Origin of the sequence: Pseudomonas sp. Root562, from assembly GCF_001427125.1 — a bacterium.
Taxonomy (GTDB): Bacteria; Pseudomonadota; Gammaproteobacteria; order Pseudomonadales; family Pseudomonadaceae; genus Aquipseudomonas.
The window spans coordinates 253,848-267,781 of the sequence record NZ_LMGK01000025.1; the positions used below are offsets into that span (position 1 = coordinate 253,848).

At 57.2% G+C, this 13,934-nt stretch carries 11 protein-coding genes and 1 pseudogene; 9 read left to right on the forward strand and 3 right to left on the reverse strand.

The window, feature by feature from the left end; genetic code table 11:
• Positions 1-96 precede the first annotated feature (96 nt).
• The 4 genes from ASD60_RS24770 to ASD60_RS24785 all read left to right on the forward strand — a co-directional run bounded on the left by ASD60_RS24770 (position 97) and on the right by ASD60_RS24785 (position 4,668).
• Positions 97-999, forward strand: coding sequence for a LysR family transcriptional regulator (locus tag ASD60_RS24770; RefSeq protein ID WP_056856509.1), 903 nt, complete (start codon positions 97-99; stop codon positions 997-999).
• A 130-nt stretch (positions 1,000-1,129) separates the two neighbouring features.
• Positions 1,130-3,025, forward strand: coding sequence for an oxidoreductase (locus tag ASD60_RS24775; RefSeq protein ID WP_056856510.1), 1,896 nt, complete (start codon positions 1,130-1,132; stop codon positions 3,023-3,025).
• Complete coding sequence (locus ASD60_RS24780) at positions 3,022-3,564, forward strand: VOC family protein (RefSeq protein WP_056856511.1); 543 nt, start codon at positions 3,022-3,024, stop codon at positions 3,562-3,564. Before ASD60_RS24775 ends, ASD60_RS24780 begins: the two co-directional genes overlap by 4 nt.
• Before the next feature lie 177 nt (positions 3,565-3,741).
• Positions 3,742-4,668: a helix-turn-helix domain-containing protein gene (locus tag ASD60_RS24785; protein WP_056856512.1), complete on the forward strand. Its 927-nt coding sequence runs from the start codon at positions 3,742-3,744 to the stop codon at positions 4,666-4,668.
• A gap of 57 nt (positions 4,669-4,725) precedes the next feature.
• Here ASD60_RS24785 and ASD60_RS24790 read toward each other — a convergent pair whose 3' ends face one another.
• The gene (locus tag ASD60_RS24790; RefSeq protein WP_056856513.1) at positions 4,726-5,664 is read right to left on the reverse strand and encodes a LysR family transcriptional regulator; all 939 of its coding nucleotides are present in this window, start codon (positions 5,662-5,664) and stop codon (positions 4,726-4,728) included.
• A gap of 119 nt (positions 5,665-5,783) precedes the next feature.
• Between ASD60_RS24790 and ASD60_RS24795 the strand changes: the two genes are divergently transcribed.
• Complete coding sequence (locus tag ASD60_RS24795; RefSeq protein WP_056856514.1) at positions 5,784-6,011, forward strand: DUF2790 domain-containing protein; 228 nt, start codon at positions 5,784-5,786, stop codon at positions 6,009-6,011.
• Between the two features lie 21 nt (positions 6,012-6,032).
• On the opposite strand, the pseudogene ASD60_RS29960 reads toward ASD60_RS24795, so the two are convergent.
• Both ASD60_RS29960 and ASD60_RS24805 read right to left on the reverse strand, forming a co-directional pair.
• A pseudogene (locus ASD60_RS29960) lies at positions 6,033-6,425 on the reverse strand (methyl-accepting chemotaxis protein); the annotation flags it as partial.
• A gap of 494 nt (positions 6,426-6,919) precedes the next feature.
• On the reverse strand, positions 6,920-8,188 hold the full coding sequence (locus ASD60_RS24805) for an OprD family porin (protein ID WP_056856515.1): 1,269 nt from the start codon (positions 8,186-8,188) through the stop codon (positions 6,920-6,922).
• 338 nt (positions 8,189-8,526) lie between these two features.
• On the opposite strand from ASD60_RS24805, the gene ASD60_RS24810 reads away from it, so the two are divergent.
• From ASD60_RS24810 to ASD60_RS24825, 4 genes are all read left to right on the forward strand, one after another.
• Complete coding sequence (locus ASD60_RS24810) at positions 8,527-9,450, forward strand: LysR family transcriptional regulator (protein WP_056856516.1); 924 nt, start codon at positions 8,527-8,529, stop codon at positions 9,448-9,450.
• Between the two features lie 335 nt (positions 9,451-9,785).
• A complete protein-coding gene (locus ASD60_RS24815) occupies positions 9,786-11,075 on the forward strand; it encodes an MFS transporter (RefSeq protein ID WP_056856517.1) in 1,290 nt (429 codons plus the stop codon).
• Positions 11,076-11,079: 4 nt separating this feature from the next.
• Complete coding sequence (locus ASD60_RS24820; RefSeq protein WP_056856518.1) at positions 11,080-12,264, forward strand: amidohydrolase; 1,185 nt, start codon at positions 11,080-11,082, stop codon at positions 12,262-12,264.
• 210 nt (positions 12,265-12,474) lie between these two features.
• On the forward strand, positions 12,475-13,815 hold the full coding sequence (locus tag ASD60_RS24825) for an OprD family outer membrane porin (protein WP_056856519.1): 1,341 nt from the start codon (positions 12,475-12,477) through the stop codon (positions 13,813-13,815).
• Positions 13,816-13,934: the final 119 nt, after the last annotated feature.

Below are 13,934 nucleotides of genomic sequence, written 5' to 3' on the forward strand. Positions count from 1 at the left end.
CTTTGGAGTCTTGCAGCGGCGATTTCAGAGCGGTGCAGACCCAATAATGGGCAAAGATCTATCGCCCTCATGAGCGCACAATCTGCACGAGGCGTTATGGAATTACGTGAGCTTGACCTCAATCTTCTGCTGGTATTCAACCAACTGCTGGTTGACCGGCGGGTATCGACCGCGGCGGATAATCTCGATCTGACCCAGCCCGCCGTCAGCAACGCGTTGAAACGCTTGCGTGTCACCTTGAACGACGAGCTTTTCGTGCGCACTTATCAGGGAATGGAGCCCACGCCTTATGCTCGGCAGTTGGCCGAACCCGTCGCACTGGCCATTCAGACCTTACGCGACGCACTGAGCCGACAGGACACGTTCGACCCGCTCAACAGCAATCGCCGATTTACCATGGCAATGACCGATATTGGCGAAATCTACTTCATGCCACGGCTGATGGACGCGCTGGCTGAACGCGCGCCGGGCTGCTCGATCAGCACGCTGCGCAACACATCCGATACCCTGGCTGAAGGGTTGCAAAACGGGGCGATCGACCTCGCCGTTGGATTACTGCCACACCTGCAAGCCGGATTTTTTCAGCAGCGCCTGTTTCACCATCGCTACGTCTGCATGTGCCGTAAGGATCACCCCGCTACCCGGGAGCCGTTAACGCTTGAGCGTTTTTGCAGTTATGAGCACGTTCGCGTGGTAGCGGCGAACACAGGACACGGCGAAGTCGATACGTTTCTGGCGCGGGCCGGTATCGAGCGCAACATTCGCCTGGAAGTCCCCCATTTCGTTGCGGTTGGCCACATCCTTCAACGCACAAACTTAGTGGCGACAGTGCCTGAACGATTCGCCAGCAGTTGCGAACAACCCTTTGGCCTCGCGGTTCTACCGACGCCTGTGGAACTGCCGAACATCGAAATCAACCTGTTCTGGCACGCACGCTATAACAAAGACCCCGCCAATCGTTGGCTTCGCCAACTGATGTTCGAGTTGTTTTCGGATTAAACCACCTGAACAAGTACCGCTACGACGCCAAGGCAGGATTCTTCAACGCCTCGACATGAATGTTCAATACTGATGCCGGCGCTCATTCCATGCTTGAACCTCAAACAAAAAAAATAATGAGGAGATGGCAATGGCACACCCAGACATCCGAAACCTTGTGATTTCAGACGGCCCTGCCGCGGCGCTTTACCAACCCGGACGTATTGGCACCTTGCAGTTGCGCAATCGCTTCGTGCAAGCACCGATCTTCACTCAGTTCGCCAGCACCTTCGGTGAGGTTGACGATAAGCTCATCGAATACCATAGAGCCCGCGCCCGAGGCGGCGTTGGTCTGATCATCACCGAGAATACCTCTATCGATTGGGAGGTCGGGCGCACTGCGGGTCACCCGATGCGAATCGACCATGACAGGTTCATTGGCGCACTCAGCAACCTGGTCGACGCGGTCCACGGTGAAGGCGCGAAGATTGCAGTACAGCTGCACCATACCGGCCGCCAGAACTCCCAAAGCAACACAGAGCGTAACGAGCCACCACTGGCACCGACAGCCGGTATCACCAGCGCATTCGGTACCCCACCGCGTGCAATCGAAGAACATGAAATACCAGAACTGATCGATAAGTATGTCCAGGGCGCCCGACGTGCGGTGGCCGCTGGCTTCGATGCCGTTGAGCTGCACGGCGCACATGGCTATCTGCTCGGCCAGTTTCTCTCCCCTTTCACAAACAAACGCACCGACCGCTGGGGCGGCTCCCTGGAAAACCGTGCCCGTTTCGCCCTCGAAGTCGTGCGTGGGATCCGCGAACAGGTCGGTGCGGATTATCCGATCCTGTATCGGCTTAGCGTCATGGAACCTTACGAGGGCGGTCTCTCACTGGAAGATGGCCTGGCCTTTTGCGAAATGCTCGAGCCTTACGTTGACGCCCTTGATGTCAGTGCCGGGAACTACGACACCGCGATGACGTTGCTGCCGATGGTCCCGCCAGGATCATTAGTCAACTACGCCAAGCTGGTGAAACAGCGTGTCTCCATCCCGGTGATCGGTGTCGGTCGACTCACCTGGTTGTTTGACGAGATGGCACAAGCGGTGTCTGACGGCGAACTCGACTTTGTGGCCCTGGGTCGATCGGGCCTGGCGGACCCCGAAACAGTCAACAAGACACGGCGCGGGCAACCACAAAGTGTCCGCCGCTGCCTGGCGGTCAATGAATGCATCTCGCGGTGGATGTTCAACGGCAAAGGCACCCAGTGCGTGATCAATCCGACCCTCGGACAGGAACGTCGCGCAAGTGATGCTCGCCGCCCTGCTTCCAGACAGGAGCGAGTATTGATTGTCGGTGGCGGACCGGCCGGTTGTGAGGCCGCGATACTGGCTGCCGAGCGTGGCCATAGTGTGAGATTGGTCGAGAGAGCGGATCGTATCGGCGGCCAGCTCCATGCGTGGGCAGCCGCGAGCCCGTTTCGCATGGAGGTCAAGAACATGATTGCGTTTTACCAGAGCGAACTCGAACGCGTAGGCGTCGACGTTCATCTCAATACCGATGCAGCTGACTTGGACCTGAGCCCATGGGACACCGTACTGCTTGCGACCGGTACCGTTGCGCAGGATCACGGCCCGGATGTGGCCGATATGCTGGCAAGCGCCAATTTGCCTGTTGCGAACGAGGTCACCGTATTTGGTGAAACCGAGGCGGCAATGTTCGCTGCCCTGTGGCTGGCGGAGCAAGGCAAAAAGGTCAGCCTTGTTTCACCCGCCGATAGCGTGGGCATCGATACCAATGATATGCAGCGCGAGCATCTCGCCGGCCTTCTCAAGAATCTGGACGTATCGATCAATACAGCAGCAGAGTTGCCTGATGATGGTTACGTGGTAATGGCGACTGCCCGCGCGCCTTCAACAGTTCTGGAGGAGTGCGTCGATGACATTCGCGTTCACACCATCGGAACAAGATCCCGTGGTGGGCGGATGTATGAGGCGACCCAATCCGGTTTCTGGGCGGCGGCGAAAATAGGAGAACTGTCATGAATGTTCGTGCAATTGAACACGTCGGCATTACCGTTCCCGATATGGAAGCGGCAACCCGATTCTTCGTCGAGGCCTTTGGTGCCGAGAAGCTTTACGACATGCTCGACGCGCCTCTGGGAGGGCCTGAGGTAGAAGCGGGACTCGGCATTCCGCCCGGTGCCGTGATTGCCTCAATCCGGATGCTGCGTCTGGGCAACGGCCCCAACCTGGAGCTGTTTTCTTACACTGGCGTCCAGCAGTTGCAGCCGATCGTTCCGAGCGACTTTGGTATTCAGCACATCTGCATCTACGTTGACGATATCGATGCCGCTGCCAATCGCCTTGAGAAAGCCGGCGGCATTCTGCTCAGCCGACCCGGCGACCTTCCGGGTGGTGACGCCGGATCAGGTAATCGCTACGTGTACACCCGCACCCCTTGGGGAAGCACGATTGAATTGGTGACTTACCCCTCATCGCAAGCCTATGAGCGTCACACTCACCTGCGCCGCTGGCGACCGGACTTGACCGGGCCGGGGGACCACGAAATCCAGGCGCAGTAAGAAACGGCTTGCTAGACGAGCGGTGGAAATTCCCCCGATCGATGGCAAGCCTGTTTTGCGTACAAATTTGAAGGATGTGTTAATTTTTATATCTGTGTTCTCGATGCCTTTAACGCTCAAAAGCCGCTAAGTACTGATAAAAACTCCACAGCCAATACATATAAAAAGGGAGTTGTGATGAGTGCCATCCTGCTAACGCCAGAAAAAATGCTGGACGTTATCCCTGGTGAAGTAACGATCAAGGGAACCGTTGAGACTGCACCTGATAATGGCGTGTCGATTCGGAGCTACCGCTTTGACAAAACCGAAGTCAGCATCCCGTGCATGCGCGATTACGAGCTGGTGAGATGGAAATCGGGCACCTCAAATTTGGGCTTCCACGATGGCAAGCAATGGCAAAAATGGTCCGTTGGCGATAACGACGTCACCATTTTGACCCGAGGTGAATCATCCAGGTGGTACTGGATGAACGATATCGAAGTCAGTCATATCTACATTTCACAAGCCATGATGACCAAAGTCGCCAATGAAGTCTTTCAACAGGATGTTGACGGCGTTTTCGTCGACCACTGCCCGCTCGTCAACGACGCGAAGCTCTCCACACTCATGGCGACCTATGAAATGGAGTGCCTGAGTGGCGAACCGGGGAGCAGCATCTTCGCCCAGACGCTGGAAATACAGATGTGCATCCATCTGCTGCGTCAGTACGTGCGGTGTGACCTCAGAGACAGCGATCAAGCGTCTCGCCTGACAAACCTCAAGCGCGACCAGCTTCAGCAATACATCGATTCACATCTGTCCTGCCCCATTTCGGTCAAGGACATGGCCGCCATCGTCGACCTGAGCCCGTCGTACTTTGTAAGAGTATTCGGGGCTGTATACGGGGTCTCTCCTCATCAGTACGTTCAGTCGCGCCGCTTGAAAAAGGCCGAGCGGATCCTGTCGACGGTTCGCGACATTCCGTTGAAGGCGGTGGCCATGGATTGTGGATTCTCGGACCAAAGCCATATGACCCGACTGTTTCAAGAAAAACTGTTCATGACGCCCAAACAGTATCGCGAGAAAAACGCCTCCAGGCTTTTTTGCTCATCGGCCTTGCAGTAACGAAACAGCGCGGCGGCCAATCAACCAGACTCCATCCCGGAATGTTGGCCTTTTCAGCTAGCCTGCTGCCCAATACCGAACATCATTGGCTGTGATCTCATGCCCGGAAAAAAGCCCGGGCAACTCTGCCTTGAGAAAGTCCACCCAGGTCCTCACCTTTGCATCCAGAAAACGCTTGGAAGGATAGAGTGCGTAGACGTTCCGCTCCCTGAGCCGGTGCTCCCCCAGCAGGCGCAGCAACGTGCCCTCGCGCAGCGACCGGGTCGCGGTGTAGAACGGCAACAGGCTGATGCCCATCCCGGCCTCCGAAGCATTGACCATCGCCTCGGGTACATTGCTCTGAAAGGTGTTGCCGGGCACCACTGAGTGCTCGCCCTGCTTGTCACGGAACGCCCACTCATCGCCGTACAATGGGTCAAGCATGCGCAGGCAGCTATGTTGATTCAGTTGTTCCGGGTGAGTGGGCAGGCCTCGACGCGCAATGTACGCAGGCGATGCGCAAAGCATGCTGAAAATACGCCCTACCGTTTGGGCAACGAATTGTGAATCCTCCAACTCCTGGGCAATGGAGATGACCACGTCGTGTCCGTCTTCAAGGGGGTCGGGGTTGCGCTGTGACAAGGTCAATTCAACCACTACGTCCGGGTAAAGCTCGCAGTAGCGAGCAATCAGTGGCGTCATCAAAACACCCAACCCGTTCAAACAATGCAAACGCAAGCGGCCGCTGGGCTTGAGGTGAGCGCCACGCGCTTCCGCGGTGGCCTCGGCCATGTCGTCCAGAATTTGCCGCGCCCGCAGCAAAAAGCGTTCACCCGCTTCGGTCAGACTCAAACGGCGGGTGGTGCGCTGCAGCAGGCGTGCCTGCACGTGCTGCTCAAGATCAGCCACTAGCCGAGACACTTGTGCCGTGGAAAAGTCCAGCGCCTGTGCGGCGGTGGTAAAGCTGCCTGCATCGGCTACACGCACAAATACACGCAGGCTGTTAAGCAAGTCCATGAACCCTCCCATGGCAACGACTGTTGCATCTGATGTAACGCTGCATCAAGCACAGCCCTCTTTATCCGTATCTGCAGAGGAATAAAATTGACTCATCAAACAACGACGGAGAACAAAGCATGAAGACTTTATTGAGCGTACTGCTGGCCCTGACCACAACTGCCGTAATGGCCGCCGAGAGCAAACCGGCCCCGGCACCTCAAACCCTGGATATCGCCAAGGTCATCTCGGTAACCGATACCTCGACTGCATGCGACGTCGTGCCGGCGACGATGGTCTACATCGACCACCAGGGTGAAAGCCATACAGTGACCTACCAGGTGATGGGCATGTGCTCGGGCGTTTGAGATACCGGGACGCCCCCTTGTTCAGACCGCTATCCGGGTTGCCTGCAGTGCCAACTCATGCAAACTGGCCAAACGCTGCATAACGCGCTCGACCACTTCCAACCTGGCGACCGCACCACTGCGTAACTCCCCCATCGACTGCAACGCGACCTCGGCCTTGTCCAGGCCCAAACGCGTTGAATCGGTAAGCTGCTCAAGTCCCTGACGGGCATCCTCTGCGGATTTTTCAAGACCAGTGGCGATCTGCCTAATCTGCGCACTGGAGTCCGCTGCCTGACGCGATAGATTGCGTACCTCGTCCGCCACCACTGCGAAACCGCGCCCATGATCACCTGCCCGTGCGGCCTCGATCGCGGCATTGAGCGCCAGCAAATTGGTCTGTCGGGCGATGTCTTGAATGCTGCCGACAATCGCACCGATGCGTACCGACTGGCTGCCCAGCTCATCGAACACCTGATCCAGGCGCTGCAGATACTGGTCGAGATCCCCCAGCACGGCAGCCGAAGACTGCATGCTCACGGCACTGGCCTGTACCCGTTCGCCCGCGCCACGTGCCAATTGGTTGGCAAAGCGCATGTCTTCTTCAGTTTGCAGTACCACTTGAATCAAGTGTTCAAGTGCCACTTTCACTTGAGCGCCCGGCCAAACGGGCTCGGCCACTGGCAACGACGCTAGCGGGACCGGAGTACTGGACATCACCGGGTCCGGTTCTGGCTGAACAAGCACTTCAACCACCCGCACTGGCTGACGGTGATAAAGCACCGCCGCCGCCAGCAGCAACAGGTCGATGATGCCGGCAAACATCAGGTTCGTTCCGTTGTCGGCAGCGAGCAGCACCACTGCGCTGCCAGCTGCACCCAGAGCCAATCGCGCCCAGATTTTATTGTTCATACTCGTCTCCAGGTCACTCACAGCAACGTCCAGGTGTAGCTCAGGATCAGCCGGTTCTCATCGATATCGCTGCGGTAATTGGAGCGCGCCATGGCATTGCGTACCCGCACGCCAAGCCCCGCGAAAGTGCCGCTCTGCACGACATAACCGAGGTCAACGTCGCGCTCGCGGTCCTTGCCTTCGAAGCCCTTGCCGGTGTCGACGTTGTTGCCGGTGATGTAGCGCACGGTGCTGGTCAAGCCCGGCACGCCGAGGGCGGCGAAGTCGTAGTCATAGCGCGCCTGCCAGGAGCGCTCGTCGGTGGAGGCGAATTCATAGGTCGGCACTTCGTTGCCCAGTGGCGAGATGTTGGCGAATACACGAGGAAACGCGCTTTCACCGTAGATACCCTGGTAGCCGATGTAGAAGGTATGGCCGCCGTGCTTGGCCGACAGCAGGGAGAAAAACGCCTGGTTGTCGATATTGCCCAACAGCTTCTTGCCATCCTCCCTTGCGCCGAAATAGCCGAGGTTGGCGCCCAGGGTCCAACTGCCCAAGGGCTCACTGTGTTTCAGACCCAGGAAGCCTTGATGGTAGATATCTTCCAGTTGCCCGTACCAGGCACTGACGCTGGTGCGCTTTTCATTGAAGGCATAGTCGCCGCCGCCGTAGTTGAAGGCGTCACTGCTGACCTGGCGCTGGGGCACGTAGCCGAGCATGGCCTGCATCTTCTCGTCGCCACCCTCATTGCGCAGGTGCGTTGAGCTCAGATGGCCGCCTTGCAGCGTCAGGCCATTGACCTCGGCGGAAGTGATGCTCGCCCCCTGGTAACTGGGCGGCAGCAGACGGATGTCACTGAAAACCAGCACCGGCAAGTTGGGTTGCAGCTCGCCGACGCGCAGTTCGGTCTTCGAGTAGCGAAGCTTCAACGTTCCTTCCAGGCGACTGTATTCACCGGCCGCGCGGCCATCGCCGTGCACCGGCAACAGGCCCGTGTTCACGCGGTCCGGACTGCTGTCGAGCTTGAGCCCAAGCGAGCCGATGACATCGACGCCGACACCGATCGGCCCCGGTGTGTATCCGGACTTGGCATTGAGGATAAATCCCTGGGCCCACTCCTCGGCCTTCGACTGTCGGTTAGCGCCGACAATGTCCGAGTAGTCGCGGCTGAAGTAGTAATTGCGTGCCTGTAGGGTAACGCTGGCATCATTGATAAAACCGCTTTCGGCGGCCATCAGTTGACTGGAAATACCCGCGGCGACAGCCATGGACAGCAGCGTTTGGGTTGCATGAATGGTTGGCTTCATCGATGTGCTCTTATTTTTGTTATGTACGAGGCAAGGCGTGGCGGCAGCACTGTTGCGCGCCATGTAAAGCACTGTTACGCAGAGTGCAAATCGAGGGTATTGAGACCGTAAGCACAGCAATATCCGCTTTGCGCATATCGCTATCCGCTTTGTGCAAAGGGTGATATCGCCAGAGAAACGCTTCATGGCTTTGGCTTATGGGCCTTGCAGTAAGGCGCGTCCGCCAGCGAATCTGGTTCCGGGGTTCTTCGGATGGCCCCCGCATTGTTGCGGCAGTGGCAGGCATGACACTATGCAAGCGATTGAATCTTCATCGCACCGCAAGGACCTGTCAGTACGTGAAACTCCATCAAATCAGGGCACTGGTCGCCATCCACCAAACCGGGAGCATCAGCGAGGCCTCGCAGATCCTGCACGTCACTCAACCCGCCATCAGCCGATCGATCAAGGATCTGGAGAGCGAGTTGGGCCTGGCTCTACTCCAGCGCTCCCACAGGGGGATGTCGCTCACTGACGAAGGCCGTCGCATCATTCGCCATGCACAGCTGACCGTCGAGAGCATGCGACGGCTGCAACTGGAGGCTGAAAACATCAAGGATATGCAGGTCGGTGAAGTCACCATCGGCGTCACGTCCCTGACTTCAGTGCTCAAAGGACTTGGCGAATGCATCGCCGGTTTCCAGGCCAAGAATCCGCGTGTACGTATCCGCCTGGTGAATCTGCGCCCCAACCAGATGCTACAGCGACTTAGGGACGGTACCCTGGATTTCGCCATTACTTCGCAGCAGCATACACAGAGGCTAAACCTGGATTGGGAAGCGCTGAGCCGCATGCGGGGTCTGGTGGTCTGTCGAAAAAACAATCCGCTTCGCCACTCTCATTCGCTGCGTCAGTTGCAGTTTGCGAACTGGATCAGCCTCGATGCTATCGACGATCACTCGTCGCAGTTTTATCAAATGTTTGAAGACAACGAGATACCTCCGCCGCAGCGGATAACCGAGTGTTCATCAGTCTTGTTGGCCCTTGATCTGTTACATCACGCCGATGCGTTCATGACGCTCAGTGAAGCCGGAATGGAAAACACATTACCCAAAGGACTCAATGAAGACCTGATGCAGGTCATGATCGAAGAAAGCATCCCTGAGTACCCCATCTATCTGGTCTGCATTGATCGCCACGCGCTGACCACAACGGCACGAGACCTTTACTACGCAATCAGAACCGTGCTCTCGAAGAACCAGCCTATGGATGCGTCACGCTAGAGCGCAGTGGCAAGCGAGAAACTTAAGAAAAACGCAACGATATGCCCAACGGTTAAGTCAGTCCCTGTTTCTAGGTACCCACCACCCTATCTTCAAGAGCATCGAGCCAAACCCGGTATTTGCCGCCCGAGTTGTTTGCCAGGACGCCTGCATCGCTGTCGTCAAACAGTGCGTGTAATCGATTATCGGGCGAAACCGCACCGATCTGGCGCCGAGTTTCACGGGGGCGGCTAAAGGTTATAACCAACGGTTAATCATCGAAGAAAAGCGCAAGTGCGCAGTGACAGTGTTTGCCGGATATTCGGCCTACAACAAAACTGTCACAGGAAATATCGATGACTACTCTGCAAGCGCCCCCTCTCCCCCGCGCCACCGCGCCATCCGTAATCGGGTCCAGGAAAGCCACCGTCGCCTGCGCTCTAGGCAATGCCCTGGAAATGTATGACTTCACGATTTACAGCTTCTTTGCCGTGGTGATCGCAAAGAACTTCTTTCCTGCACAGTCGGCCATGGCATCGCTACTGATGTCGCTAGCCACCTTTGGCGTCGGCTTCCTCATGCGGCCGGTGGGGGCTCTTGTAATTGGTCGCTTTGCCGACCGCCGTGGCCGCAAGGCCGCTTTGAGCCTCACGATCAGTTTGATGACTTTCGGCACAGCGATGATTGCCTTCGCGCCCTCCTATCAGCACATCGGCCTGTTCGGCACCTTGATGCTGGTGGCTGGCCGGCTCCTGCAGGGCTTTTCGGCAGGTGGGGAAATAGGGACTGCATCGGTGTATCTGATGGAGTCCAGCGCTACGGCAAATCGCTGTCGCAATGTGAGTTGGCAGGCCGCCAGTCAAGGCTACGCCGCCCTGGTTGGGGCCGGTCTGGGTTTACTGCTCAACAGCACCTTGAGCGTAGATGACCTTGAAAGCTGGGGGTGGCGTATCCCTTTTATGCTGGGGCTGCTCATCGGACCGCTTGGCTGGTACATCCGTCGCTGCCTGCCAGAAACCCATGAAGCCGAACCGGCCAAACGCGATGGTCGACTACGCGATCACATTGACGTGCGTCACACCCTATTGGCAATCGGCCTTATGGCCAGCGCCACCATCGCCATATACCTGTTCATTTTCTATTTGCCCGCGTACCTGACTGTCACCCTGGGTTACCCGCAACGCAGCGCCTTGGCTATCGCCTGTGTGGCAAGTGCCTGTCTGGCTGTCATCACGCCGCTGGCAGGACGCTTTGCCGATCGCCACGGCCTGCGCAAGAAACTGCTGGCCTGGACGATCACCCTGCCGGTGCTACTGGCGTGGCCAGCTTTCTACTTGCTCAGTTTGAGCACTGATTTGTTCGTAGCGATGCTGGTCGTCGCGATTCTGGTACTGCCTGGCTGTATCGGTTCAGGAGCCTTCTTCGCTCTGATCATGGAAGCCTTTCCGAAAAATCGCCGCGCCCTGGGTACCGCTGTCAGCTACAGCTTTGGCGTCACCTTGTTCGGCGGTTTCTCACCGCTGATTGCCACCTGGCTCACGGCCGCCCTGGATAACCCCCAGGCGCCGGCACTGTACCTGCTCGTCGGCGGCGCCATCAGCCTGGCGTGCCTGGCCGTATTCCCCGAAAACCCTGGTCGGGAGTGACCTGATGAATGCACTGACCCAAAACCAAACCCTGCCCCTTGCCGAACTGGACCTGGACGCTTTTATCCAGTTGCGCCGGAACATCCACCAGAACCCTGAACTGGGCGCGCATACACCGCTGACCGCCGAGTTGGTGGCCAGCAAGCTCGAGAGCTGGGGCTACGAAGTGCATCGCGGTGTCGGCGGACATGGCGTGGTCGGCGTACTGCGTCGAGGCAGCGGCACTCGTCGCTTGGGCTTGCGTGCCGACATGGATGCCCTGCCTATGCAGGAGAAAAACGGCTTCGCCCATGCCAGCCGGATCGAGGGCCGCATGCACGCCTGCGGCCACGACGGCCACACGGCCATCCTGCTGGCAGCCGCATGGCGAATCGCTCAGTCATCCGACTTCAATGGCACGCTCAACCTGATTTTCCAACCTGACGAGGAAGGTCTGGGTGGAGCCAAGGCCATGATGGACGACGGGCTCTTCCAACGTTTTCCTTGTGACGCGATCTTTGCCTTGCACAACTTGCCGGGAATACCGCTGGACACCGCTGTGGTCCAGGCCGGCCCGACCATGGCCTCTTCGGAATGCGTGCGCGTGTTGATCAAAGGTCGCGGCGGTCATGGTGCGATGCCCGAGCGCGCCGTCGATCCGGTACCGGTGCTGGCCAGCATGATCAACGCGATCCAGACGGTGAAGTCGCGCAATCTCTGCGTTGATGAACACGCCGTGATCAGCATTGGCATGGTCGAAGCCGGCAGTGTCTACAACATCATTCCCGACACGGCATCGATGTTGATCAGCGTGCGTACCGATACAGCGCAGACGGAAGGCAAAATCAATCAGCGCCTGGCGGAAATCGCCCAAGGTCATGAACTCACATTCGGCGTCAAAATCGATCTTGAAATCACGCAACTGGCGCCAGCACTGGTCAATACCGTGACGGAAACCGAGATGCTTCGCCAAAGCCTGACGCCGCTGTTCACGCCCGGCCACTTGTTGCCGCAGGCGGCGAAGATCATGGCGACAGAAGACTTCGCGTGGATGCTGACTGAGGTCCCCGGTTGCTACTTCTTCCTGGGCAACGGTGAAGGCGAGTTTCATGGCTGCTCAGTGCATAACCCCCACTACGACTTCAATGACGAGCTGATTCGCATCGGTTCCGACTGCTGGCTGAAACTGGTGGGAGATTATCTCAACTGACGCTGCAGGCATGGATGGCGTTTCATCGATATTTGATGACTTTGAAAGGCTCGCACCACTAAACCAACAACCCAAAATTTGTACGACCCCAGCAAGCCGCTTGCGGCCTGCTGGACAAGTCGGGCCACGCCCTGCCCGCGCAATATCTTCATAACGATTACTCGGCGACTTTCTTCTGATCTGCCCTAAAAACAACAACAGGCAAAGTCTATGTATCGCAAAAGTAATTTGGCGTTTTTCACCGCCGGCTCGCTGGCGGCCGCGGTTTCTACTTCTCAGGCCCATGCCCAGGAACGAGGGTTTCTGGAGGACAGTTCACTGACACTTAATACCCGACACTGGTATTCACACGAAGTCGGCCACAAGGCCACATATTTCAAACTGCAAACACCAGACGGTGTACGCAAGCTGCGTGACCGTACTGCCTGGCTGCAAGGCGTCAGGCTCGACTTCGTCTCCGGTTTTACTCAAGGGCCGGTGAAGTTCGGGCTGGATCTTTCGACCTTCTCGGCAGTTGCGCTGGAGCGCAGCCGGACAGCGGCGGCAGGCGGTAGTAATCGAATGTTGGTGGACAAGGAAGGCGATGTGGTCGATGACTGGAGCAAACTCGGTATTGCAGCGCTGAAGTTCAAGTTCGCTGACACGCTACTCAAGGTGGGCAGGCAGCAAGTCAGGACACCGATGATGTCCTACACCGACACCCGTACGTTGCCTTCAACGTTCAATGGCGTGTCTCTGGAAAGTCATGACGTGGAAGGGTTTACGATCAAGTCGGGCTACTTCGACAAAGGCTCGCCGCGTACCGGGGCCGGAAGCCGGGATTTAACTCCTACTTACGGCTCGCCCCTGGTCACCAGTGACTTTAACGCTTACGCCGGGGCCGACTACTTGTCGAACGCAGGCTGGCGCGGCAGCGCTTATGTCTCTAGATTCGACGATATCTGGGATCGTGAGTATCTGGGGTTGGGCATGAAAACCCACTGGGGACCGGTTAACGTCGATGTGCAATTGGATGCCTATAACACCCAGTCCAGTGGTCGCGAAATCGGTGGCAATATCGACCAGCAGGCTTACGGCCTCAGTATCACGCCTCAGTGGCGCAACCACTCGCTGAAGATCGGCCTGCAGCAAATCAAGGGCGACGAATATTTCGATTATCCTTTCGAATCCAATGCCATCAACCTGCCCAATACCATGATGTCGTTCTTCAACGGCCCCAATGAGCGCTCAATTGGGGTGTTCTACAACAACGATTGGGTCGCTTATGGTTTGCCTGGTCTCAAGACTACGCTGTGGTACATCAAGGGCATGGGCATCGACGGCAGTCATTACGACGGTGGGCCGAACGGCATCTACAACTCGGTACTCAAGCAACGGGGTGAAAGCCACTATGAAGTAGGCGCCAATGCCAGCTACACAGTGCAATCAGGCACCTTCAAGAACATCAGCCTGATCACGAGTTATTCCACCCACCGAGCCACTGAATATCAACTGGAAGGTAATCTCGATGAGTTCAGGCTTATCGTCAACGTACCGATAAAAGTGTTCTAAGCCAACCCTTGGCATGTTGCCCGATGAACGGGTGAAACGACCGCAAGGCCCACAATCGGCCTTGCGGTCTATTCACCTGGCGGTTTATTCGACGTGTTCGAACTCAGCCTTTTAAAAAC

What these genes read in the sequence shown, in the direction of transcription:
- ASD60_RS24815 (WP_056856517.1), top strand. Translation starts at nt 9,786, where the DNA reads ATGACTACTCTGCAAGCGCCCCCTCTCCCCCGCGCCACCGCGCCATCC.
- ASD60_RS24770 (WP_056856509.1), top strand. Translation starts at nt 97, where the DNA reads ATGGAATTACGTGAGCTTGACCTCAATCTTCTGCTGGTATTCAACCAA.
- ASD60_RS24805 (WP_056856515.1), bottom strand. Translation starts at nt 8,188, where the DNA reads ATGAAGCCAACCATTCATGCAACCCAAACGCTGCTGTCCATGGCTGTC.
- ASD60_RS24785 (WP_056856512.1), top strand. Translation starts at nt 3,742, where the DNA reads ATGAGTGCCATCCTGCTAACGCCAGAAAAAATGCTGGACGTTATCCCT.
- ASD60_RS24795 (WP_056856514.1), top strand. Translation starts at nt 5,784, where the DNA reads ATGAAGACTTTATTGAGCGTACTGCTGGCCCTGACCACAACTGCCGTA.
- ASD60_RS24790 (WP_056856513.1), bottom strand. Translation starts at nt 5,664, where the DNA reads ATGGACTTGCTTAACAGCCTGCGTGTATTTGTGCGTGTAGCCGATGCA.
- ASD60_RS24820 (WP_056856518.1), top strand. Translation starts at nt 11,080, where the DNA reads ATGAATGCACTGACCCAAAACCAAACCCTGCCCCTTGCCGAACTGGAC.
- ASD60_RS24780 (WP_056856511.1), top strand. Translation starts at nt 3,022, where the DNA reads ATGAATGTTCGTGCAATTGAACACGTCGGCATTACCGTTCCCGATATG.
- ASD60_RS24825 (WP_056856519.1), top strand. Translation starts at nt 12,475, where the DNA reads ATGTATCGCAAAAGTAATTTGGCGTTTTTCACCGCCGGCTCGCTGGCG.
- ASD60_RS24775 (WP_056856510.1), top strand. Translation starts at nt 1,130, where the DNA reads ATGGCACACCCAGACATCCGAAACCTTGTGATTTCAGACGGCCCTGCC.